Annotated in this window: 21 protein-coding genes; 15 read left to right on the top strand and 6 right to left on the bottom strand. The window is 57.0% G+C overall.

Features of this window, described 5'->3' with window-relative positions; translation table 11 throughout:
* The first annotated feature begins 83 nt into the window (after positions 1-83).
* Positions 84-1823: a single-stranded-DNA-specific exonuclease RecJ gene (gene recJ / locus ACQCLF_RS12730; RefSeq protein WP_426987846.1), complete on the top strand. Its 1740-nt coding sequence runs from the start codon at positions 84-86 to the stop codon at positions 1821-1823.
* Between the two features lie 76 nt (positions 1824-1899).
* Here the strand turns inward: recJ and sodC are convergent, their stop codons facing one another.
* Together sodC and ACQCLF_RS12720 are read right to left on the bottom strand one after the other, a co-directional pair.
* A complete protein-coding gene (sodC, locus tag ACQCLF_RS12725; RefSeq protein WP_426987844.1) occupies positions 1900-2445 on the bottom strand; it encodes a superoxide dismutase [Cu-Zn] SodC in 546 nt (181 codons plus the stop codon).
* Between the two features lie 62 nt (positions 2446-2507).
* The gene (locus tag ACQCLF_RS12720) at positions 2508-3173 is read right to left on the bottom strand and encodes an arylesterase (protein ID WP_426987842.1); all 666 of its coding nucleotides are present in this window, start codon (positions 3171-3173) and stop codon (positions 2508-2510) included.
* Positions 3174-3353: 180 nt separating this feature from the next.
* On the opposite strand from ACQCLF_RS12720, the gene ACQCLF_RS12715 reads away from it, so the two are divergent.
* The 4 genes from ACQCLF_RS12715 to ACQCLF_RS12700 all read left to right on the top strand — a co-directional run bounded on the left by ACQCLF_RS12715 (position 3354) and on the right by ACQCLF_RS12700 (position 8624).
* Complete coding sequence (locus ACQCLF_RS12715) at positions 3354-4064, top strand: ABC transporter ATP-binding protein (protein WP_426987837.1); 711 nt, start codon at positions 3354-3356, stop codon at positions 4062-4064.
* 2 nt (positions 4065-4066) lie between these two features.
* On the top strand, positions 4067-6532 hold the full coding sequence (locus tag ACQCLF_RS12710; RefSeq protein ID WP_426987835.1) for an ABC transporter permease: 2466 nt from the start codon (positions 4067-4069) through the stop codon (positions 6530-6532).
* 158 nt (positions 6533-6690) lie between these two features.
* Positions 6691-8085: an MATE family efflux transporter gene (locus tag ACQCLF_RS12705; protein ID WP_426987833.1), complete on the top strand. Its 1395-nt coding sequence runs from the start codon at positions 6691-6693 to the stop codon at positions 8083-8085.
* Positions 8086-8366: 281 nt separating this feature from the next.
* Complete coding sequence (locus ACQCLF_RS12700) at positions 8367-8624, top strand: DUF4404 family protein (protein ID WP_426987831.1); 258 nt, start codon at positions 8367-8369, stop codon at positions 8622-8624.
* A gap of 48 nt (positions 8625-8672) precedes the next feature.
* Here ACQCLF_RS12700 and ACQCLF_RS12695 read toward each other — a convergent pair whose 3' ends face one another.
* Positions 8673-8903, bottom strand: coding sequence for a 4-diphosphocytidyl-2C-methyl-D-erythritol kinase (locus tag ACQCLF_RS12695; protein ID WP_426987829.1), 231 nt, complete (start codon positions 8901-8903; stop codon positions 8673-8675).
* Between the two features lie 256 nt (positions 8904-9159).
* Here ACQCLF_RS12695 and cueR point away from each other — a divergent pair, with 256 nt between their 5' ends.
* Positions 9160-9564 (top strand): Cu(I)-responsive transcriptional regulator, encoded by a 405-nt coding sequence (gene cueR, locus ACQCLF_RS12690; protein ID WP_426987827.1) that lies wholly within the window; start codon positions 9160-9162, stop codon positions 9562-9564.
* A 15-nt stretch (positions 9565-9579) separates the two neighbouring features.
* Here the strand turns inward: cueR and ACQCLF_RS12685 are convergent, their stop codons facing one another.
* The gene (locus tag ACQCLF_RS12685; protein ID WP_426987825.1) at positions 9580-9966 is read right to left on the bottom strand and encodes a GtrA family protein; all 387 of its coding nucleotides are present in this window, start codon (positions 9964-9966) and stop codon (positions 9580-9582) included.
* Positions 9953-10906, bottom strand: a complete 954-nt coding sequence (locus tag ACQCLF_RS12680) for a glycosyltransferase family 2 protein (RefSeq protein ID WP_426987823.1) — start codon at positions 10904-10906, stop codon at positions 9953-9955. The genes ACQCLF_RS12685 and ACQCLF_RS12680 overlap by 14 nt, the downstream gene beginning before the upstream one ends.
* Before the next feature lie 384 nt (positions 10907-11290).
* On the opposite strand from ACQCLF_RS12680, the gene prfB reads away from it, so the two are divergent.
* The 4 genes from prfB to ACQCLF_RS12660 all read left to right on the top strand — a co-directional run bounded on the left by prfB (position 11291) and on the right by ACQCLF_RS12660 (position 16263).
* A protein-coding gene (gene prfB, locus ACQCLF_RS12675; RefSeq protein ID WP_426987821.1) for a peptide chain release factor 2 occupies positions 11291-12386 on the top strand; the annotation gives its coding sequence in 2 pieces (ribosomal slippage) (positions 11291-11362 and positions 11364-12386; 1095 coding nt in all).
* A gap of 41 nt (positions 12387-12427) precedes the next feature.
* Complete coding sequence (gene lysS / locus ACQCLF_RS12670) at positions 12428-13912, top strand: lysine--tRNA ligase (RefSeq protein ID WP_426987819.1); 1485 nt, start codon at positions 12428-12430, stop codon at positions 13910-13912.
* Positions 13913-13957: 45 nt separating this feature from the next.
* Positions 13958-14806 carry a thioredoxin gene (trxA, locus tag ACQCLF_RS12665; RefSeq protein WP_426987817.1) on the top strand — a complete coding sequence of 283 codons (849 nt, stop codon included), beginning with the start codon at positions 13958-13960 and terminating at the stop codon, positions 14804-14806.
* Between the two features lie 368 nt (positions 14807-15174).
* On the top strand, positions 15175-16263 hold the full coding sequence (locus ACQCLF_RS12660) for a LacI family DNA-binding transcriptional regulator (RefSeq protein WP_426987815.1): 1089 nt from the start codon (positions 15175-15177) through the stop codon (positions 16261-16263).
* On the opposite strand, the gene glk is transcribed toward ACQCLF_RS12660, so the two are convergent.
* The gene (gene glk, locus ACQCLF_RS12655) at positions 16226-17242 is read right to left on the bottom strand and encodes a glucokinase (RefSeq protein WP_426987813.1); all 1017 of its coding nucleotides are present in this window, start codon (positions 17240-17242) and stop codon (positions 16226-16228) included. The two genes, ACQCLF_RS12660 and glk, sit on opposite strands and share 38 nt — an antisense overlap.
* Before the next feature lie 908 nt (positions 17243-18150).
* Between glk and ACQCLF_RS12650 the strand changes: the two genes are divergently transcribed.
* The 5 genes from ACQCLF_RS12650 (at position 18151) to ACQCLF_RS12630 (ending at position 22336) form a co-directional block, all read left to right on the top strand.
* A complete protein-coding gene (locus ACQCLF_RS12650) occupies positions 18151-19269 on the top strand; it encodes a phosphoserine transaminase (protein ID WP_426987811.1) in 1119 nt (372 codons plus the stop codon).
* A 32-nt stretch (positions 19270-19301) separates the two neighbouring features.
* Positions 19302-20477 carry a phosphoglycerate dehydrogenase gene (locus tag ACQCLF_RS12645; protein ID WP_426987809.1) on the top strand — a complete coding sequence of 392 codons (1176 nt, stop codon included), beginning with the start codon at positions 19302-19304 and terminating at the stop codon, positions 20475-20477.
* Positions 20478-20699: 222 nt separating this feature from the next.
* Entirely contained in the window at positions 20700-21098 is a 399-nt protein-coding gene (flgB, locus tag ACQCLF_RS12640; protein ID WP_426987807.1) for a flagellar basal body rod protein FlgB, read from the top strand.
* Between the two features lie 25 nt (positions 21099-21123).
* A complete protein-coding gene (gene flgC / locus ACQCLF_RS12635) occupies positions 21124-21591 on the top strand; it encodes a flagellar basal body rod protein FlgC (RefSeq protein ID WP_426987805.1) in 468 nt (155 codons plus the stop codon).
* A gap of 28 nt (positions 21592-21619) precedes the next feature.
* On the top strand, positions 21620-22336 hold the full coding sequence (locus ACQCLF_RS12630; RefSeq protein WP_426987804.1) for a flagellar hook assembly protein FlgD: 717 nt from the start codon (positions 21620-21622) through the stop codon (positions 22334-22336).
* Positions 22337-22365: the final 29 nt, after the last annotated feature.

The raw sequence follows: 22365 nt of genomic DNA, 5'->3' as shown, positions 1-22365 counted from the left end.
CAACAAAACCCGCTCCGGTCTCAGTCTTATCCTGGCCGGGGCGGTGTTATTCATTCTCCGCCGTACAGCCGTTGAAGCCTCACATGCAAAAAACCATTCTTCGTCGATCTTTCTCCGATGCCAAAGAGGATCTCCCGCTGGCAGAACACCTGCCGCCGCTCCTGGATCGACTGTATCGCTTGCGCGGCGTCTCTCGCGCCGAGGAACTGCAATATTCGTTGAAGCTGTTGCACAAGCCGGATTTCAAAGGTCTGCCCGATGCCGTGGCTTTACTTGCTGACGCCGTTGAGGCGCAGGCGAACGTACTGGTCGTGGGGGATTTTGACGCGGATGGCGCCACCAGCTCGGCACTGGCCGTATTGGCACTGAAGGCCATGGGGCTGGAGAAAGTGGATTTTCTGGTGCCCAACCGTTTCGAATACGGTTATGGCCTGACGCCTGAAATTGTCGAGGTCGCCTCGGCGTTGGCACCGGACGTTATTGTGACGGTAGACAACGGCATTTCCAGCGTGGAGGGGGTTCGCGCCGCGCAGGACAAAGGCATCGCCGTGGTGGTGACGGATCACCACTTGCCAGGCGATACATTGCCTCCGGCCGAAGCCATTGTGAATCCGAACCAGCCGGGCTGCCCCTTTCCCAGTAAACATCTTGCCGGGGTGGGGGTTATTTTTTACGTGATGAACGCGCTGCGCACCGAATTGCGTCAGCGGGGCTGGTTTGAACATCGGGCGCTGCCGAACATGGCCAGCTACCTCGACCTCGTGGCTTTGGGGACCGTGGCCGATGTGGTGCCTCTGGACCACAACAACCGCATTCTCGTCTCCCAGGGGCTGCAACGCATTCGCGCTGGCGTGGCTCGCCCGGGTATCCTGGCGCTGCTGGATATTGCAGGACGACAAATGCACCGCCTCGTGGCCAGCGATCTCGGCTTCGCGATCGGCCCGCGCCTCAACGCCGCTGGCCGACTCGACGATATGTCGCTGGGAATACAGTGCCTTTTGTGTGATAGCGATGCGCTGGCTCGTGAAATGGCGCTGTCTCTGGATGAGTTGAATCGTGATCGCAAGGCCATTGAAAGCGGCATGCAGAAAGAAGCACTGGCCATGCTGGAGCGTCTTCAGTTGCAGGATACCGGGGAGGATCTGCCCTGGGGCCTGTGCCTGTACGACGGTAACTGGCATCAGGGGGTGATCGGTATTCTGGCCTCGCGCATTAAGGACCGCCTGCATCGGCCGGTGATTGTATTCGCGGACGCTGATAATGGGGAAATCAAAGGGTCCGCCCGATCCATCCCCGGTTTGCATATTCGCGATGCGCTGGACGCGGTCGCGGCGCGTCATCCAGAGTTACTGACCAAGTTTGGCGGCCACGCCATGGCGGCGGGAATGAGTCTGTCCCGAGAGAACTTTGCGGCCTTCCAGCAGGCGTTTGACGAGGAGGTAAGGCGTCAATTGCAGCCGCAGGACTTGCAGGCGGTCCTGGTCAGTGACGGACACTTGTCACCGCAGGAAATGAGCCTGGAGCTGGCTTCTGTATTGCGGCAGGCTGGCCCCTGGGGACAGTATTTTCCAGAGCCACTGTTCGACGGTGACTTCGGGGTGGTACAACAAAAGCGGGTGGGCCAGAATCACTTGAAAATGACCCTGGCCCTGGACTCGAATGGACAACACCTGGTGGATGCCATCGCCTTTAATGTCGATGCAGAACAGTGGCCCAACCCTTCAGTGCAACAGGTAAAGCTCGCTTACCGGCTGGACGTTAATGAGTTCCGGGGCCGACAGTCTGTGCAACTGATCGTCGAGTATCTCGAAGCGTTAACTTGAATCTCCGATCTAAAACCCTTTGCCCGTATTGTTCAACGGGCAAAGGGTTTTTCTGATAGCAAACATGCTTTCCCGATCAGGGCGCTTGAATCACCCCGCATGCCACGCGGGCGCCGCCACCACCCAGCGCTTTGGGGTCATCGGAATAATTATCACCGCCTTCGTGGACGACGAGCGCGCGCCCGTGTAAATCAGCGGCTTCCAGACGGGGGGCCAATACTGAACGAGTGGCCTGTCCATCGTCTGCGACAAACAGGGCGGGGAGGTCACCCAAATGACCGTCTGAGTGATAAGGCCCCTTGTGAGCGCCTTTCTTTTGCGGGTCGTAGTGACTTCCCGCCGCCGCCGCTGCGGTTTTTTCCCCGTCTTTTGTCGCCGGACCACAATCGGGGCGTTCATGCACATGCCAACCGTGTTCGCCCGGTGTCAGATTTTTCAACGAAGGAGTGATTAATAGGCCATACTGGGTGTCTTCAAAGGTGACGTCGCCGATTGGCGAGCCTTGCCCATCCTCGGTGGCCTGATAGAGGTCAATGCTCAGTGGCTCGTCGGCGAAGCCTGTGGAGGCCATAAGGGCAGACGTGCTGAGCAAGCTGGCTATGACAAGCATCTTCGGTTTCATAAGTTCTCCTTACTGTGTAAGTGGACGATCCAAGTCCTTGGAAAGCGCCGAAGGCCGATTGTTCAATCTGTTTGACGTTGAGAGCCGAGGGCCTTGAGTTGCGGGTGAAGTACAGGCCAGACTGTCTCCAGGATCAGAGGCTGGGCGTCGGCATTGGGGTGAATCCCGTCGCGCTGCATCAGCGTGCTGTCAGTGGCCACCCCTTCGAGCATGAAGGGCACCAGTGCCAGATCAAGCTCCTCGGCGAGTGCCGGGTATACCTCCGCAAACTGGCGCGTATAGCGAGGGCCATAATTAGGCGGGATTTGCATGCCAAGCAACAGTACGTCAGCGCCACTGTCCCGGCTCATAGCCACGATCTCTTCCAGGTTGCCGCGCAGGTCAGAGACCGGGTAACCGCGCAACCCATCGTTGCCACCCAGTTCCAGAATGACCCAAGACGGCTCGTGTTGCTCCAGCAACCGAGGCAGGCGGTTGAGTCCGCCTCCACTGGTTTCCCCACTGACGCTGCCATTGACCACCTGATGCGGAAACCCCTGCTCGCTGAGCCGTTCCTCCAGCAGTGTCACCCAGCCTTCCTGGACGTCAATGCCGTAACCGGCACTGAGGCTGTCTCCCATCACGAGAATGACCGGTGCCTGCTGGGCCATGCTGAGGCTGCCGCAAAAGAGTAAAGTGCTGAACAGCAGCAAACGTTGAACCAGTGGGTGCATAGCCAGTGGGCGCATAGAGAGTATCCGGGTTTAAGGGAGGGTATCCGGGTGAAAGCGTGAGACTTATGGTACCAGCCCCGGGAAGTACGCAAAGGGCCGGGCGCTGCTTGCACGGTAAAGAATTGTGAACCGTTTTGACAGCCTCCCGCTTTGCGGGTGCAATGGAGGCTTTGTGCAATCAATCTGGAGAATAGCATGACCGAGCAGGTTCTGTTGGACGCCCGCAACGTGGGAAAAGTCGTGCCCACGGCGGAAGGGGAACTGACCATTTTGCAGGACCTGTCATTGGCGGTGCGTGAGGGTGAAAGCCTGGCAATCACCGGTCCTTCCGGCTCTGGTAAATCGACGTTGCTGGGTATTCTGGCCGGACTGGATGTGCCCTCCAGTGGCGAGGTGATCCTGTGCGGCCAAAACCTGACCCGAATGGACGAAGAGAAACGCGCGGGGGTGCGGGCGAAGCACGTCGGGTTTGTGTTCCAGTCGTTTCAGTTGTTACCGGGCTTGACCGCGCTGGAAAACGTTATGTTGCCCATGGAGTTGCACGGATTGAAGGACGCCCGTTCGCTGGCCCGGGACTATCTAGCGAGAGTCGGCCTGGCGGAACGTCTCAGCCATTACCCGCAGCAACTGTCCGGTGGGGAACAGCAACGGGTGGCCATCGCCCGGGCATTTGCGAGTCAGCCGGACGTGTTGTTTGCCGATGAACCGACGGGGAATCTGGACCAGCACACGGGTGCCAAAATCATTGATCTTTTGTTTGATCTCAACCGTGAACAAAACACGACTTTGGTTCTGATTACCCACGAAGAGCGTTTGGCGCAACGTTGTGGTCGGCGAGTGCATCTGGTCGCCGGTTCACTGGCTGAGGACACACCGTCTTCTGCCGCGCAACCGGCGGAGGTTTGAAAATGCTGGCAGCAAAACTCCTTTGGCGTAACTGGCGCAGTGGAGAGGTACGCCTGCTGAGCGTAGCGCTGGTGATGGCGGTGATGGTTGTCAGCGCTATTGCCATATTTACCGACCGCCTGGAAGCGACGCTGGTACAGCAAAGCAATAACCTGCTGGGCGCAGACCGTGTGGTACGAGCCTCGCAATTGCATGAGCCGGCCTGGGAGGATGAGGCACGGGAACGCGGTTTGCAGCAGGCCCGGTTGGTGGAATTCTCTTCCATGGTGTATCGCGAAGACCAAATGCACCTGGCATCGGTCCGGGCGGTCAGTGAAGGGTACCCGCTGCGGGGAGAGGTGGAAATTACCGATCGGCCCTGGAGCACCGAACCACCGGCCGTGGCGGAAGGGATTCCTGCACCCGGTGAAGCTTGGATCGACGCGCGGCTGCTGCCGCTTCTGGGCATAGAACTCGGCGACACCTTCTGGATCGGTGAATACCAACTGCGAGCTACGCAGACTCTGGTGCGGCAGCCCGATGGGGCGACGTCTATTTTTATGAGCGGCGGCCGGGTGTTGATGAACCTGGAGGATCTGGAGAAGACCCAGGTGGTACAACCCGGCAGCCGCGTCAGTTACCAGTGGCTGCTTGCGGCGGATCGTCCGGAAAATCTGGAGAGTTTTCTGGAGTGGCTGGAGCCTCAGCTCTCCGATCATTACCGGGTGATGGACATTGAAAACTCCCAGCAGCGCCTGGCGCAAACCCTTGATCGGGGTAAGCAGTTTTTGTTGCTGGCGGCGGTGGTTGGCGTATTGCTTGCCGGTGTTGCGATTGGCCTGGCGGCACGTCAGTTTGCGGATCGGCACGTCGATCAGGTCGCGCTGATGAAGAGTCTGGGCGCGGGCAGCCAGCGTATTCGCCGATTGTATTTTGGGCAACTGTTTTTACTGTCGCTGGGTGCTTCCACTCTTGGGGTCTTGCTTGGTGAAGGACTCCAGCAACTCGTCGCCTACGGTCTCTCTGCACTGTTTGAATTGCCGCTCGCTCAACCCGGCTGGCTGGCTTATGGATTGAGCGTGCTCAGCGGTCTGGTCTGCCTGATGTTTTTTGCGTTTCCGGCCCTTTGGTTTTTGCCGAGCGTACCGCCGTTGAAAATTTTGCGCCGCGAACTGGGCGTTGATCGCGTGCAAGCCGGGACGCAAGTGGTATTGGCCCTGCTGGCGGTAACCTTGCTGGTGGTTCTGTTCAGTCGCGACTGGGTGTTGGCACTGAGCGTGGTCGGGGCACTGTTAGTGGTGGTATTGGCCGCAGCGGCGCTTGGCCTGGGGCTGTTAAGCCTGAGTCGTCGTCTTACAACGGGTGCCGGGAGTGTCTGGCGACTGGCGGTGGCCAATTTGCAGCGGCGGCGCGGCCACAGTTTGATGCAAATGGTGATCTTCGCCATTGCCATCATGTTACTGATTACGTTGACGGTGGTGCGCACCTCCCTCGTAGAGGACTGGCGCATGCAACTGCCGGAAGAGGCGCCGAATCACTTTCTGGTCAATGTGGCTCCAGACGATGTGAAGCATGTGCAGGCATTACTGGACCAGAACCAGGTGGATCGTCAGCCGTTATATCCGATGGTACGCGGTCGTTTGACGCACATTAACGGTCAGGAGAAACCGGACAACCGGCTCAACCGGGAAGCGAATCTAACCTGGACCGACACGCTCGCCGAGGACAACGAGGTGGTGGCCGGTCAGTGGTGGGATCAATGGCAGCGCGACGGTTTACCCGGCGTTTCTGTCGAGCAGGAAGTGGCGGATGAACTGGGTATTGCGCTGGGGGACAGTCTGTCATTTTCAATCGGCGGTTTGACGCTGGAAGCGCAGGTCGCGAGCTTGCGTACCCTCGACTGGCAGTCAATGAACCCGAACTTCTTTTTCATTTTTGAGCCCGGTGCCCTGGACGACTTTTCGGCCACCTATATTACCAGTGCCTACATTCCGGCCGCGCAGAAGTCGCTGGTGAACGATTTGATGCGCGCTCATCCCACCATTTTGCTGATTGAGCTTGACCGGGTGTTTGAACAGATTCACTCGATCATCAGCCAGGTGACTCGAGGGTTACAGCTCGTTCTGATATTAACGATCATCGGCGGAGTACTGGTGCTGCTCGCCTCCGTGACCACCAGCCTCGATGCGCGCAAACAGGAGGCAGGTCTGCTGCGTGCGCTGGGTTGCCCGCGACGTCTCGTGGTGGGCAGTGTGTGGGCCGAGTTCTCGTTGCTGGGCGGTCTGGCCGGTATCATAGCGGTGCTCGGTTCCGAAGCCCTGCTGCTTAGCCTGCAACATCTGGTACTGGAAATTCCCATACGACCGCACTACCTGTTCTGGTTGATGGGGCCGCTGCTCGGCGCAGCATTCGTTGGCCTGCTGGGGGCCGTGAGCTGTCGGCGTGCGGTGACGACGCCTCCGGCCGTAGTCCTCCGGGAAGCCGTTTAACGAGCGGCAGGAAGCCGCCAGCCAGGATCAAGGCCTCCGTTAAATCCCCTTGAAGTTTTTAAAAAGAGCCTCGAAAACGTTTTCGAGGCTCGAGGGGCACCACCTATTGTGTCCACTCGACTATAATGCGATTCGGTTTTCTGCAAGTGGGAGTCGGTTTGAGTCGCCAACCAACAAGTCGAGTGCTGGACAAAGGGCTGTGGGGAATGAGTGCCCCCATGCTGGTTGACCAGGCTGTCACCTTTACCATCCCCTTGACCGATATGTTCTTCCTCAGCCGCGTCTCTGACAGCGCGGCTGCGGCGGTGGGCGCTGTGTCGCCCCTGGTATTCGCCGGGAATACACTCTTGATGGTGACCGCCTTTGCGGGCTCCAGCATTGCCAGCCAGCGCATCGGTGCTAACCGTTACGACCTCGCCACTGCCACCATGATGGCGTATGTACTGCTGATCACTGGTCTGGCATTACTCACGGCACTGGCGATCAATATCGGTGGCGTGTTTGTCGCGGGGTGGATGCCGCTGTCGGCGGTGGTGGAACAGCATGCGGTGGCCTATCTGGGCGTCATTGGCTGGATGGTCGCGCTGTGGGGGCTGCGCGCCGCCTTTCAAACCATCCTCAATGTGTACGGTGAACCCAAGTGGAACACCGCCAGCAATTTCGTCTTTTTTGCGGCCAACATCATTGGCAATAGCATCGTGGTGTTCGGATTGTTTGGTGTGCCACCGCTGGGTGTGATCGGCGTGGCCTGGGCCAGTGTGGCGGCCATTGGTTGCAGCCTGTTTTTCACGGTCGCCATCGTACACTGGAAGCTTGGTCTGCGGCTGCCCTTGCGGCGCGGGCTGGCCGAGTTTCCCTCACTGATTCGACCCGTGGTTCGTATCGCGGCTCCGGCGAGCCTGGAGCCCGTGTCGTTTAATATGTACATGATTGCGCTTAACTGGATCGTGGCCGGGGTGGGGGACCTCGCCTTGAAGGTAAAGGTGTACACCTTCAACACGTTTTTGTTCTGCCTGATGATTTCGGTAGCGCTCAGCATGGCTACGGAAGTGATTATTGCGCAGCGCGTGGGACGCAACGAACTGGACGAAGCGGATCGCCAGATGCGGCAAAGCGTGAAGGTCGCGCTGTGGGGAACGGGGCTGTTGGCGTTGTTCTGGGTGATTTTTTACCGCCCCGTGTTGGGTATATACACGGATGATCCGGCGATCCTTGCGCTGGGCTTCTGGGTGTTCGTGCTGGCCTTTTTGTCGGAGCCGGCACGCACGGTGAACATTGTGATGGGCGGTGCATTACGCTCGACGGGTGATGCCGCTTTTATTTCCTATTCGACCATTGCCGTTATATGGTTATTCTCCGTACCCTTGGCGTATGTACTCACCATTACGCTGGCGTGGGGCATCTATGGCGTGCTGGCCGCAGCGGTGGTGGACGAATCGGTGAGGGCGGTTATCAAGTGGTGGCGCTGGCGACGGGGGCATTGGCGGGAGTACGGCGTAGCCGCTCGTGAAGCACGGGAAGCGCGCCGTCGCGATATGAAGTCAGAGGTATAACGCGGCAACCGCTCCGAGAACCTACCTTCGCTATACTGGTCTATATCCTTGGTTTGTGTAACAGTGTTGTTGAGTTCTGGTGGGAGCATTCCGGGCCTCCGGGTGGGGGCAGGCTTTATCGAAGACCCGCCGTGAATACATCCCTGTAGGCTTCATGTCGGCATCCATGCCTCCAAGAGTCTTCGATAAAGCCTGCCCCCACCCGAAGGCCCTGGCACATTGCCACGCCGGAACTCCAAAAAGGATATTGATTAACAATTGTGACATTACTCGAGGTGACTATGCCCCAGGAAAAAATACGTAATCTGATGACTCGCATGCACGAGACATTTGGCAGTGATCAGCCCAGCGATCAACAAAAACATCTGATGGAGCAACTGGAACTACACACGCACCCGAGGGGGATGAAAGATACCTACGGTGAGCCGGTCCCGTTGGAAACGCTGGAGTTACTGGTGGAGGATATGGAGGCTGAACATCCCAGGACGGCGGCAGCCATGCGGGAAATTTTGGAAACGTTGAAAAATATCGGGGTGTAACGCCTGCTGAGCCCGGTTTGCACCTGACGAGACCGGGCTATTTCACAATCAACCCACCCACGCGAAAGCCATGCCGGTGCGCTCGATATAGAGGTACTCGGTCTTTTCCGTTTCGGGGTGACAGTCGTGCCGAAAATGATGGTGATCGGGCGTCGACCCCATGTACTCCCAGCCGCGACCCGCGTATTCGCACAGGGGATCACCGCCATTGAGGCGTTCCTGAGCGAGCTGATCCCACATGCCTTCCCACTCCGGGTGGGTCATACTGAGATATTCCATGATGAATACTCCGGCTTTTAATAGTGTTACTTTAGTAGTTTCATCATGTTTGTCAAATAAATTATATAAGCCATTGTTTTAAAATAATAAAAAGTATTTTTCATGCCAACTATAACTCTTCGAAAACAGCGATTTTCAGCGTTTTTGGCTTGAAATTTGGGTTTTTTAGCCATTAAACCTTACAATGGACGTAATGTTTGATTGATCAGTGCTGCTTTTTGCGGCAACAGGCGATGACTGGGAGGAAGGTGAGGCTATGAATATCGGGGAAGCCGCTCGCCGGTGCGGATTAGGCAACAAGACGATTCGTTACTACGAGACTCTGGGTCTGGTAGTGCCCAAGCGCTCCGCGAATGGTTACCGCGATTATCGCGATGAGGATGTGGTGCAATTGCGGTTTCTGCAGCATTGCCGTTCAGTGGGGTTCAGTCTGGATGAGTGCCGGGAGTTACTGACGCTGTATCGTGACCCGAACCGGAGAAGCGCTGAGGTAAAGGCGCTGGTGATGTCTCACGTGGAGCAGGTGGAAGCGCAATTGGAGCAGCTGGAAGCCATGCGCACGACGTTACTGGCCATGGCGAACCAGTGTCAGGGTGATGAGCATGCCGAGTGTGCCATCATCGATAGCCTTGCCAGGCCCATGCCGTTCAAGCTGGTTTGAACCGAACCCTGAGTCTTAATGTCGGTCCGGCACCCGGTAAACCCAGAGTTTGTTCAATAAAAAAGACACAATGGGCACGCAGAGTACCACGGCGCTTAACGTAATCCGGTGGGGTAGGTCAGTGCCGTTCTCCAGTACCCACAGGAGGACCTCGCTGAACAGAAACGTGGAAAAGGAGGCGATGGCAAACCGGTGCAGGGTCTGGCGTGTCAGGCGAACCTGAAAAGTGAGTAGCCCGTGCCCAAGGTAAGACACGGCCATGGCGGTCAGGTAACCGATCAGGTTGGCCAGGTACAGATCAATGTGCAGCCCTTCGTGGCTCCCGAGCGCGATAAAATAATGTGTCAGGGTGGCCGTAACGCCTACCAGGCCAAAGCAGAGCAGCTGCCTAATCAGTATCACGCTCTTCGAAACCCCATTTGGCGGCCACCAGATAAATGGGCCGGTTTTTCACTTCTTTATAAATGCGCCCCACGTACTCGCCGAGCAGACCGAGGAAGAACAGTTGAATGCCGCCGAGAAACAGAATAACCACCATGGTGGAGGCATAACCCGGCACGTCTACACCGGTGAACAAGGTCTTGATGATGACGATGACGGCGTAGATAAACGCGAACAGAGAAACCAGAAGGCCAAAGTACGTGCCGGCGCGGATCGGAAAGGTACTGAACGAGGTGATGCCGCTCAGTGCAAAATTCCACAGCCGCCAGTAATTGAACTTGCTCTGCCCACTGGCGCGCTCTTGGCGATCAAACTCAATGACGGTGTGGCGAAAGCCCGGCCAGCAGAACAGGCCTTTCATAAACCGGTCTTTCTCCGGTAACTGCTTGATGGCGTCTACCGCCTTGCGGTCCATCAGGCGAAAGTCACCGACATTCTCCGGAATGTGAATTTCACTCATGCGATTGAACAGGCGATAGAACCACTGCGCGGTTTTGCGCTTGAGCAGGCTATCGGTCTGGCGGGAGGCCCGCTTGGCGTAGACCACTTCGTATTGGCCTGTACGCCATTGTTCCACCATGGCGCCGATCAGCTCCGGGGGGTCTTGCAGGTCAGCGTCAATGGGCAACACCGCGTCCCCCTCCGCGTGATCAAGAGCCGCGGTCATCGCGGCTTCCTTACCGAAGTTGCGGGTTAATGCCAGGACGCGAATGCAGGGGTTGCGTTCCGCGTGAGCGCGCAGCCGCGCCAGCGTGTCATCGGTTGAGCCGTCGTCCACACAGAGGATTTCGTAGTCAATGGGTACGGCCTTCATGGCGTGTTCAAGTGTGGAAAAAAAGCGGTCAATGCCGCTCGACTCATTGAACATTGGGGTAAGGATCGACAACAACGGGTTCTTCATACCGGTCGCTCCGGGCGGTTTATTGTTCGGGTCCATGTCGGTTCGTACCTCACCAGAATGCCGTCAGCTGGCAGGCCTGCCAGGCTTCCGGGCATTGTGACGGGTTTTGGCCGGGTTTGACAGCATCAGTTTGCCAGTTTGTGGCGCAGATCGCCATGGCGCTTTCCCAGCGTGTTAACGGAACGTGGAAAAGGTCACATGACACGGTAAGTCAGGCTGGAAGGGGAGACGCTACTGGCAGGAGTGGCGGCTTGTGCGGTAGAATGCGCGCCCTTGAGGCGCTGCCGCGGCGCGAGTTTACGGGGTTCTTCCGGTTATTGTCCGGTCCCGTTATGGTCCGGTGGCGCACCGTTGTTATCGCGCGAACACCGTTATCGGAGCACTATGGAAATCAATCCGCTGTTGAATCAACTTAAAGACCTGGCTGAGCGCACCGATGTGCTTAGGGGGTATCTTTGACTACGCTCACAAGAAAGAGCGTCTGACGGAAGTTGAACTCGAACTGAGCCAGCCCGACGTTTGGGAAGAACCGGACCGGGCCCAGGCCCTGGGCAAAGAGCGCTCGTCTCTGGAGCTGGTGGTGAAAACCATCGAGGACCTTGACGCTGGCGTCGGCGACTGCCGCGAGCTGCTCGAGCTGGCGGTGGAAGAGAACGACGAAGACAGCGTCAACGACGTGGCCAGCGAAATCGAACGCCTGGACGAGCAGCTTCAGGTGCTCGAGTTCCGCCGCATGTTTTCCGGCGAAATGGATGAGAACAACGCCTATCTCGATATTCAGTCCGGTTCCGGCGGCACCGAAGCCCAGGACTGGGCGGAAATGGTGCTGCGCATGTACCTGCGCTGGGGCGAGCACAAAGGTTTCAAAACCACGCTGGAGGAAGTCTCCGCTGGTGAGGTGGCCGGTATCAAGAGCGCCACGATCCGCTTTGAGGGCGAGTACGCCTTTGGCTGGCTGCGCACGGAAACCGGCGTTCACCGCCTGGTGCGTAAATCCCCGTTCGACTCAGGCAATCGTCGCCACACCTCCTTTTGTTCCGTGTTTGTCTCGCCGGAAATTGATGAAAATATTGAAATCGACATCAATCCGGGCGATTTGCGGACCGACACCTATCGCGCGAGCGGGGCCGGTGGTCAGCACGTGAACAAAACCGACTCGGCCGTGCGTATTACCCACGTTCCCACCGGCATCGTGGTGAGCTGTCAGAGTGAGCGTTCCCAGCACCAGAACCGGGACCGTGCCATGAACATGTTGCGCGCGAAAATGTATGAGCAGGAAATCCTCAAGCGTAACGCCGAGAAACAAGCCATGGAAGACAACAAAGCCGACATTGGCTGGGGAAGCCAGATTCGTTCCTACGTACTCGACGACCAGCGCATCAAGGATTTGCGCACCAGCGTACAGACCAGCAACTGCCAATCTGTGCTCGATGGTGCGTTGGATCCGTTTATCGTCGCCAGTTTAAAAGCGGGCCTGTAACCGCAGGCCCAACCCATTGACCCGCAACCGTTAGAGATGCCATGAGCAAGCCCAATGCCCCCCAGGACGAAAACAACCTGATCGCCGAACGTCGTGCCAAATTGACGGCTATTCGGGAGAAGGGCAACCCCTTTCCGAACGACTTTCGTCGCGACAGCACCTGTGCGGAACTGCAAGACAGGCATCGGGACCAGTCCAAGGAGGACCTGGAGTCGGCCGGGCTTCAGGCCAGTGTGGCCGGTCGTATTATGGCCAAGCGCGGCCCGTTCATGGTGCTTCAGGACGCTTCCGGCACTGTGCAGCTGTACGCCGACAAGGACACTCAAAAAGCCATCAAGACGCAGTGGGGGCAATGGGATATTGGCGATATCGTCGGGGCGAAAGGCACGTTGCACCGTTCCGGTCGAGGCGATCTTTACGTGAATATGGAGCACTACCAGCTGCTCACCAAGTCCCTGCGCCCGCTGCCGGAAAAATATCACGGCCTGCACGACCAGGAACAGCGCTACCGGCAGCGCTACGTGGATTTGATTGTTAACCCGGAAGTGCGCGATACGTTCCGGTTGCGCTCTCGCTGCATCGATTACATTCGCCGTTACCTGAATGGTCGGGATTTCATGGAAGTGGAAACGCCCATGCTGCAGGTAATTCCTGGTGGCGCCACGGCACGTCCTTTTATTACCCACCACAATGCGCTGGACATTGATATGTACCTGCGTATTGCGCCGGAACTGTATCTGAAGCGGCTGGTTGTGGGCGGTTTCGAGCGCGTGTACGAAATCAATCGCAATTTCCGTAACGAAGGCCTGTCCACGCGGCACAACCCTGAGTTTACGATGCTCGAGTTCTACCAGGCGTACGCTGATTTCAATGATCTGATGGATTTGACCGAAGATATGCTGCGGGGCCTCTGCCAGCATGTCATGGGCCAATCGGTGATTCAGTATCAGGGCAGTGAATACGATTTCGGTAAGCCGTTCCGCCGGATCAGCGTTTTCGACAGCATTCTGGAATACAACGCTGACATCAGCGCTGAGCATATCAGTACCCTGGAGGGGGCTAGGGCGGTGGCGGAGGGGCTGAAGATCCCATTGAAGGATTCCTGGGGCCTCGGCAAAGTACAGATCGAAATTTTCGAGGCAACGGTTGAGCATAAACTCGACCAGCCGACGTTCATTACCGAATATCCCACCGAAGTGTCACCACTGGCGCGGCGTATGGATGCCAGACCTGAGGTGACCGAGCGCTTCGAGTTTTTCGTGGGTGGGCGCGAACTGGCCAACGGTTTCTCGGAGCTGAATGACGCCGAGGATCAAGCCGAGCGTTTCCGGGAGCAAGTGCGGGAAAAAGACGCCGGGGACGATGAAGCGATGCATTACGACGCGGACTATGTTCGTGCGCTGGAGTATGGCTTGCCCCCGACAGCCGGTGAGGGGATTGGGATTGACCGGCTGGTCATGTTGTTTGCGGACGCGGCTTCTATTCGGGATGTGCTGTTGTTCCCGCATATGCGCCCGGAGCAATAATGCTAAACTCTCGCTTTTTCGTGCGGATTCGATAGAAGGCAAGCCATGCATATCATCGACGTTACCCTCGACAACGCCCAGCAATACGTCATCGACGAGTCTTTTAAGCGGCCGGTGCTGGTGGATTTCTGGGCCGACTGGTGCGGTCCCTGCAAAACCCTCATGCCCATTCTGGAAAAGCTGGCCGAAGAGTACAACGGCCAGTTTCTCCTCGCTCGTGTCAACGCGGATGACCAGCAAATGCTCGCCAGCCAGTTCGGCGTTCGCAGCCTGCCTACAGTGATGTTGATCAAAGACGGGCAACCGCTGGATGGCTTCACCGGTGCGCAATCCGAGGTGCAGGTGCGCGATATGCTGGCCCAGCATTTGCCGAAAGCCTGGGAAGCCGATTTGCAGGAAGCCCAGGCCTTACTGGAGAACGAAGATTTCAGCGCCGCTTTACCGGTGTTGCAGCGAGTTTACGAAGAGTCCGGCCAACAGCCGCAAATTGCCTGCCTGGTGGCCATGGCGCAGGTGGAGCTGAATCGTCTGGACGAAGCCGAACGAATGTTGGCCACCGTTAAGCTGGCGGATCAGGATACGCTGTACGAACAGGTAAAGGCCAAGCTGGAGCTGAAACGACAAGCGGCCAAAAACCCGGAAATCGAAGCGTTGGAAACTGAGCTGGAAAACGACCCGGAGAGCCTGCCACTCAATTATAAGCTGGCGGTGCAATATCATCAGGAAGGCTATCAGCGTGAAGCGCTGGAATGCTTGATGGTGGTACTTCGCAAAGACCTCGCCTACGAAGAGGGCGCTGCGCGCAAAACCTTTAACGATATTCTCGCCGCCCTGGGCAAAGGCGATCCCTTGGCGATTGAATACCAGCGCAAGCTGTTCACTCTGCTGTACTAATGGGTAAGGCTTGAATAGAGGCGTGTAAGACTGGAATGGAAGCCATCCACCCGGGTCGGGTGGATGGCCATGCGGCGCTTCATGGCCCGCTGACGGCAGCGCCGAGGCTGCAGTGCGGGCACCTTGTATTGACCGAATATCGCCATCTTTCAACAGCGCTTTAAGTGCCGACTTTTCAGGCTCGCGGACATTGCCATTCGTCCGCAAGGTCATCACACTATAGAATAGATTGACAGCGCTGTCACCAGGTCTTGGCTAAATTTTCAGCCAACCCGTTTATTTGTTGGTCTGTGGGGTAAGGTTCTTGCCTTCGCCGTCCGTTTCCCCGATAGTGCGAGCTGTCTGCGATCTGACGGAGCGAATAATCTGTGGTTAAAGCGACCATCGACAATGTGGCGGCGCTGGCGGGCGTCTCCATCAAAACGGTCTCACGGGTAGTCAATAAAGAGCCCAATGTGCGCCAGGGCACTCGTGACAAAGTGCTCAAGGCCATTGCCGAGCTGGACTATCGCCCGAATCTTTCCGCGCGAAGCCTGGCGGGCAACCGTTCATTTGTGATCGGGTTGCTGTATGACAATCCCAGTGCCAACTACGTCATTGACGTTCAGGATGGGGTTCTGTCCATCTGCCGTGCCCAGGGTTACGACGTGTTGATTCACCCCTGCAACCATCAAGACCCCGAGATTGGCCGTGAGGTGAGTGATTTGATTCGTCAGACGCGCATCGACGGTGTGATTCTGACGCCGCCGCTGTCCGATGTGGAGCCCATTCTGTCGGTGCTTGAGCAGCGGCAGCTGCCCTTCGTGCGCATTGCACCGACCTTCGATAAAGCCATGTGCCCGTTTGTGGAAACCAACGATGCCGAAGCCGCGTACGATATGACGTGTGAGCTGATTGCCCTCGGGCACCAACGCATTGGGTTTATCGCTGGCCATCCGGACCATAAAGCCGTTGCTCATCGTTTTGAAGGGTATCGTGCGGCCTTGGTGGAAAACCACCTTAAGGTTGACAAGCAACTGGTCGTGCAGGGGTACAACTCGTTTGAGTCCGGTGAAGAGGCTGCCAGGAAACTGTTGGCGCTGAATCCGGCGCCCACCGCCATTTTTGCGGCGAACGATGATATGGCAGCGGGGGCGATGATGGTCGCTCATCAGAGCGGGCTGCGCATTCCGGAAGATCTTTCTGTCGCGGGGTTTGATGATACGCCAGTGGCCCATCAGATATGGCCGTCACTGACCACGGTGCGGCAGCCGATTCAGGCGATGGCGCAGAAGGCGACTGACTTGCTGCTTAAACAGTTGAAAGGGAAAGATGTGCAGCTTCCCGCCAGCATGCTTAGTTCCAGCATGATCCGGCGGGATTCTACAGGGCCTGCCGGGACAGGACCTGCCGGGCGTTCCGGCCCGGTCGCAGGAAAACCTAGCGTGCCGCGGAAGTCGTCGTCGGGCGGGCGCTGAGTTCTGGTACATTGTCCACCAGCCAGGCGGCGGTGCCAATCAGTGCCGACTTGTCGTGCATAATAATATTCAGGGGGATGCGGCCCACGTAATCGCTCATGGGCCCTTTGCTCTGGTAGCGGGTTACCAACTCTGTCCCTTCAATATAATCGGCCAGTTTGGGGGCAATACCACCGCCCAGGAAGACACCGCCCTGAGCACCGAGGCAGAGCGCCCGGTCACCGGTCGCGCTGCCGAGCATGGCGCAGAACAGGTCTAATGCCTCGCGGCACAAGGGGTCTTCACCGCTTTGGCCTTTCTCGTTGACGTCCGCCGGTTCGTAGTCTTGAACGGTCACACCGTCCAGTTCGGCCAGGGATTGATAGATACGGACCAGGCCCTTGCCGCAAATCAGGGTTTCCACTGAAACGTGTTCCTGTTTGGTCAGCATACGTCCCAGAATAGCCAGTTCGCGCGCATTGCCAGGAGCGAAGTTGGTGTGGCCGCCCTCGGTGGGCAGAATTTTCCATCGTCCGCCGCAAGGCACCAGCGCCGCCATGCCAAACCCGGTACCGGGACCGAGAATGAGCATAGGAGCGTCGGGGTCGGTGCCGCCTTTTACCAGCGAGCGCAGCATGTCCGGTTTCAGGTGAGGGGTCGCGTAGGCGAGTGCCGCAAAATCGTTGATGACATCCAGCGCTTTCATGCCCAGCTGCTGCCGGAGTGACTCGGTGTCGAACTCCCAGTCAAGGTTCGTCATGCGCACCCGGCCATTGTGGATCGGGCCGGCAATGGCGAAGCAAGCGTATTCGGGCAGGGCACAGTCTACGGTCTCGGCGTAGGCGCGAATCATGTCGTCGATGCCGCTGTAATCGGCACAACGCAGACCGTGTTGATGGCGAGCCGTAAAATCCGGGGTTGCTGAGGTGGCCTCGGCGATATCCACCAGACCAAAGCGGGCGTTGGTGCCACCAATATCCGCAACCAGAATAAAGCTCATAAACTTCCCCGTTTCATCGTTCTGTGGCCCTGGGCCGACGTTATTGGAATGGGGGAGCGGCCCCAATGAAAAGTTGAGAGAGTCTAAGGGTGGTTGACAGCGCTGTCAATCAGTGGGGCAGCATCGCCGCTCAATCTGGTTGAATATTGATCGTTTTCGATAGGGATAAACCGTGTTAAGCGTCTGAATGAGGCTGTTTTGCCGAGCGCTGGTTTGGTGATCAGGTGCAGGTTTCGATAACGAGATGCAGGTTGGTCTTGATGTAATCGGTAACATTTTGTTTTTTCAGAAAATGTGCTAAAGTCTTCGACATAGCCAGTAAACAGGATACTCACTGTGCTACCAAGCCCGCGACAGGCGAGCCTCTGGAAAACCTTATTAAGGGAGATATGCCGTGAAAACGGTTACATCGCTGCGCTGCAGGATGCCTTTGAGTTGCAGCGTGCTTTTGATAAGGTAAGGCAGCCACTTAATGGTGGCCTGCGGCGGGAGAAGGTGTTGACAGCGCTGTCAGCCCTCAGTAAAGTTCTTTCAGGAAGATGCCGCATGGAGTTGGCATTCGGTAGCAGGCTGAACGCCCCGATGGAACTATTGCGTCAAGCCGAGCACCACGGTCTCTCACCCTCGATGTCTGGTTGATGCATCGAGGTCTCCCTCTTGCCCTTTACATTGTAAAGGGCTTTTTTTTGCCTGATGTTTCACGATTAACGCACCCTCGGCAAGACGTGCCCATTGGATTTGGGTGCAGTCCTCAATCGTTTTCACCTTTTCCCCAAGTCGATGCTGATCCTTGTGTGATGCCTAGTGGTTTTTGCCATTAACTGGCATAATCGGCGCCTTTCTGAAGCCAGGCCCCGGGTCACGGCTTCACTGGAACTGTTACCACCGTCAACTGTTCGAGGATTCCCATGCAACCACAGGTTAAGCCCCGCAACCCCAATTTTTCCTCAGGTCCATGCAGCAAGCGTCCCGGCTACGACGTGAGCAAGCTGGATACCGCCACATTGGGCCGTTCACATCGTTCCGGCTTGGGAAAAGAGGCTTTGAAGCGGGCCTGTGAAGACACCGCTCGCCTGCTCGGATTGCCAGAAGGGTATCGGGTGGGCGTGGTGCCCGCTTCTGACACCGGCGCGGTGGAAATGGCCATGTGGTCTTTGCTGGGCGAGCGGCCGGTTGACGTACTGCAATGGGAGTCGTTCGGTAAGGGCTGGCTGACCGATATTACCAAGCAACTCAAGCTTAAGGATGTCACGCCTCTGGAAGCGGACTATGGCCTGCTGCCGGACTTGACGCGGGTCAACTTTGATCACGACGTTATTTTTACCTGGAATGGCACTACCTCGGGCGTAAAAGTCCCCAATGGAGACTGGATTGCCGATGATCGTCAGGGGTTGACCATCTGTGACGCCACCTCGGCGGTATTCGCCATGGAACTGCCCTGGGAGAAGCTCGATGTGGTGACGTTCAGCTGGCAGAAAGTGCTGGGCGGGGAAGGTGCTCACGGTATGCTGATTTTGAGCCCGCGCGCGGTCGAACGTTTGGAGAGTTATGAGCCGGATTGGCCTCTGCCGAAAATCTTCCGCATGACCAAAGGCGGCAAGCTGATTGAGGGCATTTTCCGAGGAGAAACCATCAATACGCCGTCAATGCTGTGTGTGGCGGATTATCTGGACGCGCTGGACTGGATTGAAGAGATCGGCGGTGTGCGCGAAGCCATTCGTCGCTCCGAAGCGAATCTCGCGGTGCTGAGTGGTTTTGTCGAGCAGAACCCCTGGATTGAATTTCTGGCGCAGGCTCCTGGCACGGTGTCCAATACCAGCGTTTGCTTCATCCTGAAAGCCGAGCCGGAGCAAGTGAAAGCAATGGTTAAGTTGCTGGACCAGGAAGGTGTCGCTTATGACATCGGTGCCTACCGCGATGCGCCTCCTGGACTGCGTATCTGGTGCGGTGCCACCGTGGAAGCCGCGGATATTGAAGCGTTGTTGCCTTGGTTGAGTTGGGCCTATGAACAGGTTGTGCAGGGCTGATCGCCGCAAATACATTCGATACAGGAAGACTCATGTTCAAGATCAAAACCTACAACAAGATTTCCGTCAAAGGGCTGGATCGCTTCGGGCGCGATCACTATGAAGTCGCCAGTGATTTGAACGACCCGGATGCGTATATTCTTCGCAGTCACAAATTGCACGACGAAGCGCTGCCCTCCAGCGTGAAAGCGGTCGCCCGTGCGGGCGCGGGCGTGAACAATGTGCCGGTGGCGGAGTACACAAAGAAAGGGGTGGTGGTATTCAATACGCCGGGTGCCAACGCCAACGCGGTAAAAGAGCTGGTGCTGGGCGGCATGCTGCTGGCCTCTCGTGGCATCCTGCAGGGGATGGATTACGTCCAGACCCTGACCGACATGACCGATGCCGAGGAAATGAGCAAGCTGCTGGAGAAGCAGAAATCCAATTTCGCCGGTTCCGAGCTGAAAGGCAAGACACTCGGTGTCGTGGGCCTGGGTGCTATCGGCTCCATGGTGGCCGAGACGGCCTTATCCCTGGGAATGAATGTGGTTGGCTATGACCCGGCGTTGTCTGTTGAAGCCGCCTGGCGTCTGCCCAGTCAGGTCGGGCGTATGGAAAACCTGCAATCGCTGCTGAGCCGTTCTGACTACATCAGCCTGCATGTGCCGGCCCTGGATGCCACTCGTGGCCTGATTAATGATGAGTCACTTCGTTCTGTCAAACAGGGCGCCGTGCTGTTGAACTTTGCGCGTGACGCTATTGTAGAGCCGGAAGCCATCGTTCGCAGTCTGGAAGCGGGGCAGCTGGGGCGTTACGTGTGTGACTTCCCGGAGCCCTGCCTCCTGTCCCGTGAAGACGTCTATGCCATGCCGCATATCGGTGCCAGCACCCGTGAGGCGGAAGAGAATTGCGCGGTAATGGCGGCTGACCAGCTCAAGGATTACCTGGAAAACGGCAACATCCTGAACGCCGTTAATTTCCCCCTGGTCAACATGGAGCGCTCCGGCGAGAAGGGCACGCGTATTACCTTCTGCAATGACAACGTCTCCGGTGTGTTGGGTAATGTGCTCTCCGTATTGGCGGATCATGATATCAACGTGATTGATATGGTGAATAAAAGCCGTGGAGAGATCGCCTACAACATTATCGATCTCGACCAGGCACCCTCTGAAGCGGTAGTGCAGGCGGTCACTCAGGTGGACCATGTTATCTCGGTCCGAGTGGTGTAATTACCTGCCGCCACACGGACCGGTTTGCCGGTCCGTGTTCTCCAAAGCGGTAAACCCTTGCCGCCTGATTATTGCCGCCTTTCCCTCTCCCTTTCCCCGCCTCTAAAAACTCGACCAAAAACTATTTTAAAAACAACAACTTAACCTTTTCTTCTGGTTGTGGCACAACCGTTGCTTAGTCACTGATGTCATTTTTAGGTATTGCCGCTGGAGAGATCGGTTATGGCCATCAGTTTCGAATCTGCCCTGGGCGTTCATGAGTCCGCCTTCAAGCTGCGGGCCCGTCGCGCCGAGATTCTGGCCGACAACATGGCCAACGTGGATACGCCCAATTACAAAGCCAAAGACCTGGATTTTCGGCAGGCGCTGGCGGTGGAGCGCGGTGAGCAAAGCCGCTTTTCTCTGGATGCTACCCATCAGCGTCATCTGCACGGTGTCAGCGAATTGGGTGACGCGGAAGCGAAGTATCGTGTGCCAAACCAACCCTCGGTGGATGGCAATACAGTGGAAGAACACATTGAACACGCCGCGTACATGAAAAACGCACTGGATTTTCAGGCGAGCTTTACTTTTCTCAACGGCAAATTCAAAGGTCTGACCAGCGCGCTGCGCGGTGAGTAATTACGGCTGACGACGGAGTTATACAATGGCACTGGTTAATGTGTTTGATGTGGCAGGTTCCGGCATGAGCGCGCAGAGCGTGCGCCTGAACACGACCGCCAGTAATCTCGCCAACGCCCAAACGGCCAGCTCCAGCGCCGATCAGGTTTATCGCAACCGCCAACCCGTATTCTCTCAAATGCAATCCGATGCCATGGCCGCTTTTGGTAGAGAGCCTTCAGCGTGGGGACAAGAGCCTTCAGCGTGGGGGCAAGAACCAGCAGGGCGTGGTGTACGCGTGATGGGCATTGTCGAGAGCGATGCGCCGCTGCAGCGCCGCTATGAGCCCGACCACCCCGAAGCGGACGAAGAGGGCTATGTGTTCTACCCCAACGTCAACCCGGTGGAGGAAATGGCCAACATGATTTCCGCTTCCCGTTCTTTCCAAATGAATGTGGAAGTCATGAACTCAGCCAAACAAATGATTCAACGTGCACTGACCCTGGGTCAGTAAGCCGAACACTCAGCGAGAGCCTATCGCCATGAGCCAGGTCAACAACGACAACACCACCAATAGTATTCTGAGCAATCTGAATATTGCCAACAAAAACAAGGATGATAAAAACTCCAACGAATTGGGGCAGTCCGCCTTTCTGGAATTGATGATTACCCAGATGAACAACCAGGACCCGCTCTCGCCACAGGACAACGGCGACTTTATCGCGCAACTGGCACAGTTCAGCTCGGTGGAAGGGCTGGAGCGCCTGAACAACCGTTTTGAAGAATTCAGTGGTTCGTTTATGTCGAACCAGGCCCTGCAGGCCTCCTCGCTGGTTGGACGGCAAGTCACGGTGCCGACGGAAAAAACCCTGCTGTTTGATGGTGGCATTGTCAGCGGTTCTGTCCGGCTGGAAGAGTCCACCAACGATATGCGCATCAATGTTTATGACGAGGCCGGCGAGCAGGTTTCTGCCATTCCGCTGGGTTCCCGCCCCGCCGGCGATCTTTCCTTCCGCTGGGATGGTCAGAACGTGGAAGTGAATGGCGAACTGCTTGACTGGATCGGTGGAGAAGAGCCGCTCCCGGGGGGAGAGTACCGTTTTGAAGTGCTCGTTACCCAGGATGGAAAAACCGAACAGCTTGAAACCGCGCTCAGTGCCAATGTAAACAGCGTCAGCATGGGTGATGATGGCCGCCTGACGTTGAATCTGGCCGGGCTGGGTGCCGTTAATATCGGCGATGTAAAACAATTCAACTAATCGCTCAATGGCGTTGAAACGAGGACTAT

Origin of the sequence: Marinimicrobium sp. ARAG 43.8 (assembly GCF_050113635.1) — a bacterium.
Classification (GTDB): Bacteria; Pseudomonadota; Gammaproteobacteria; order Pseudomonadales; family Cellvibrionaceae; genus Marinimicrobium.
The sequence above is the reverse complement of the archived record's forward strand: the minus strand, read 5'-3'. Positions and strand labels throughout refer to the sequence as shown.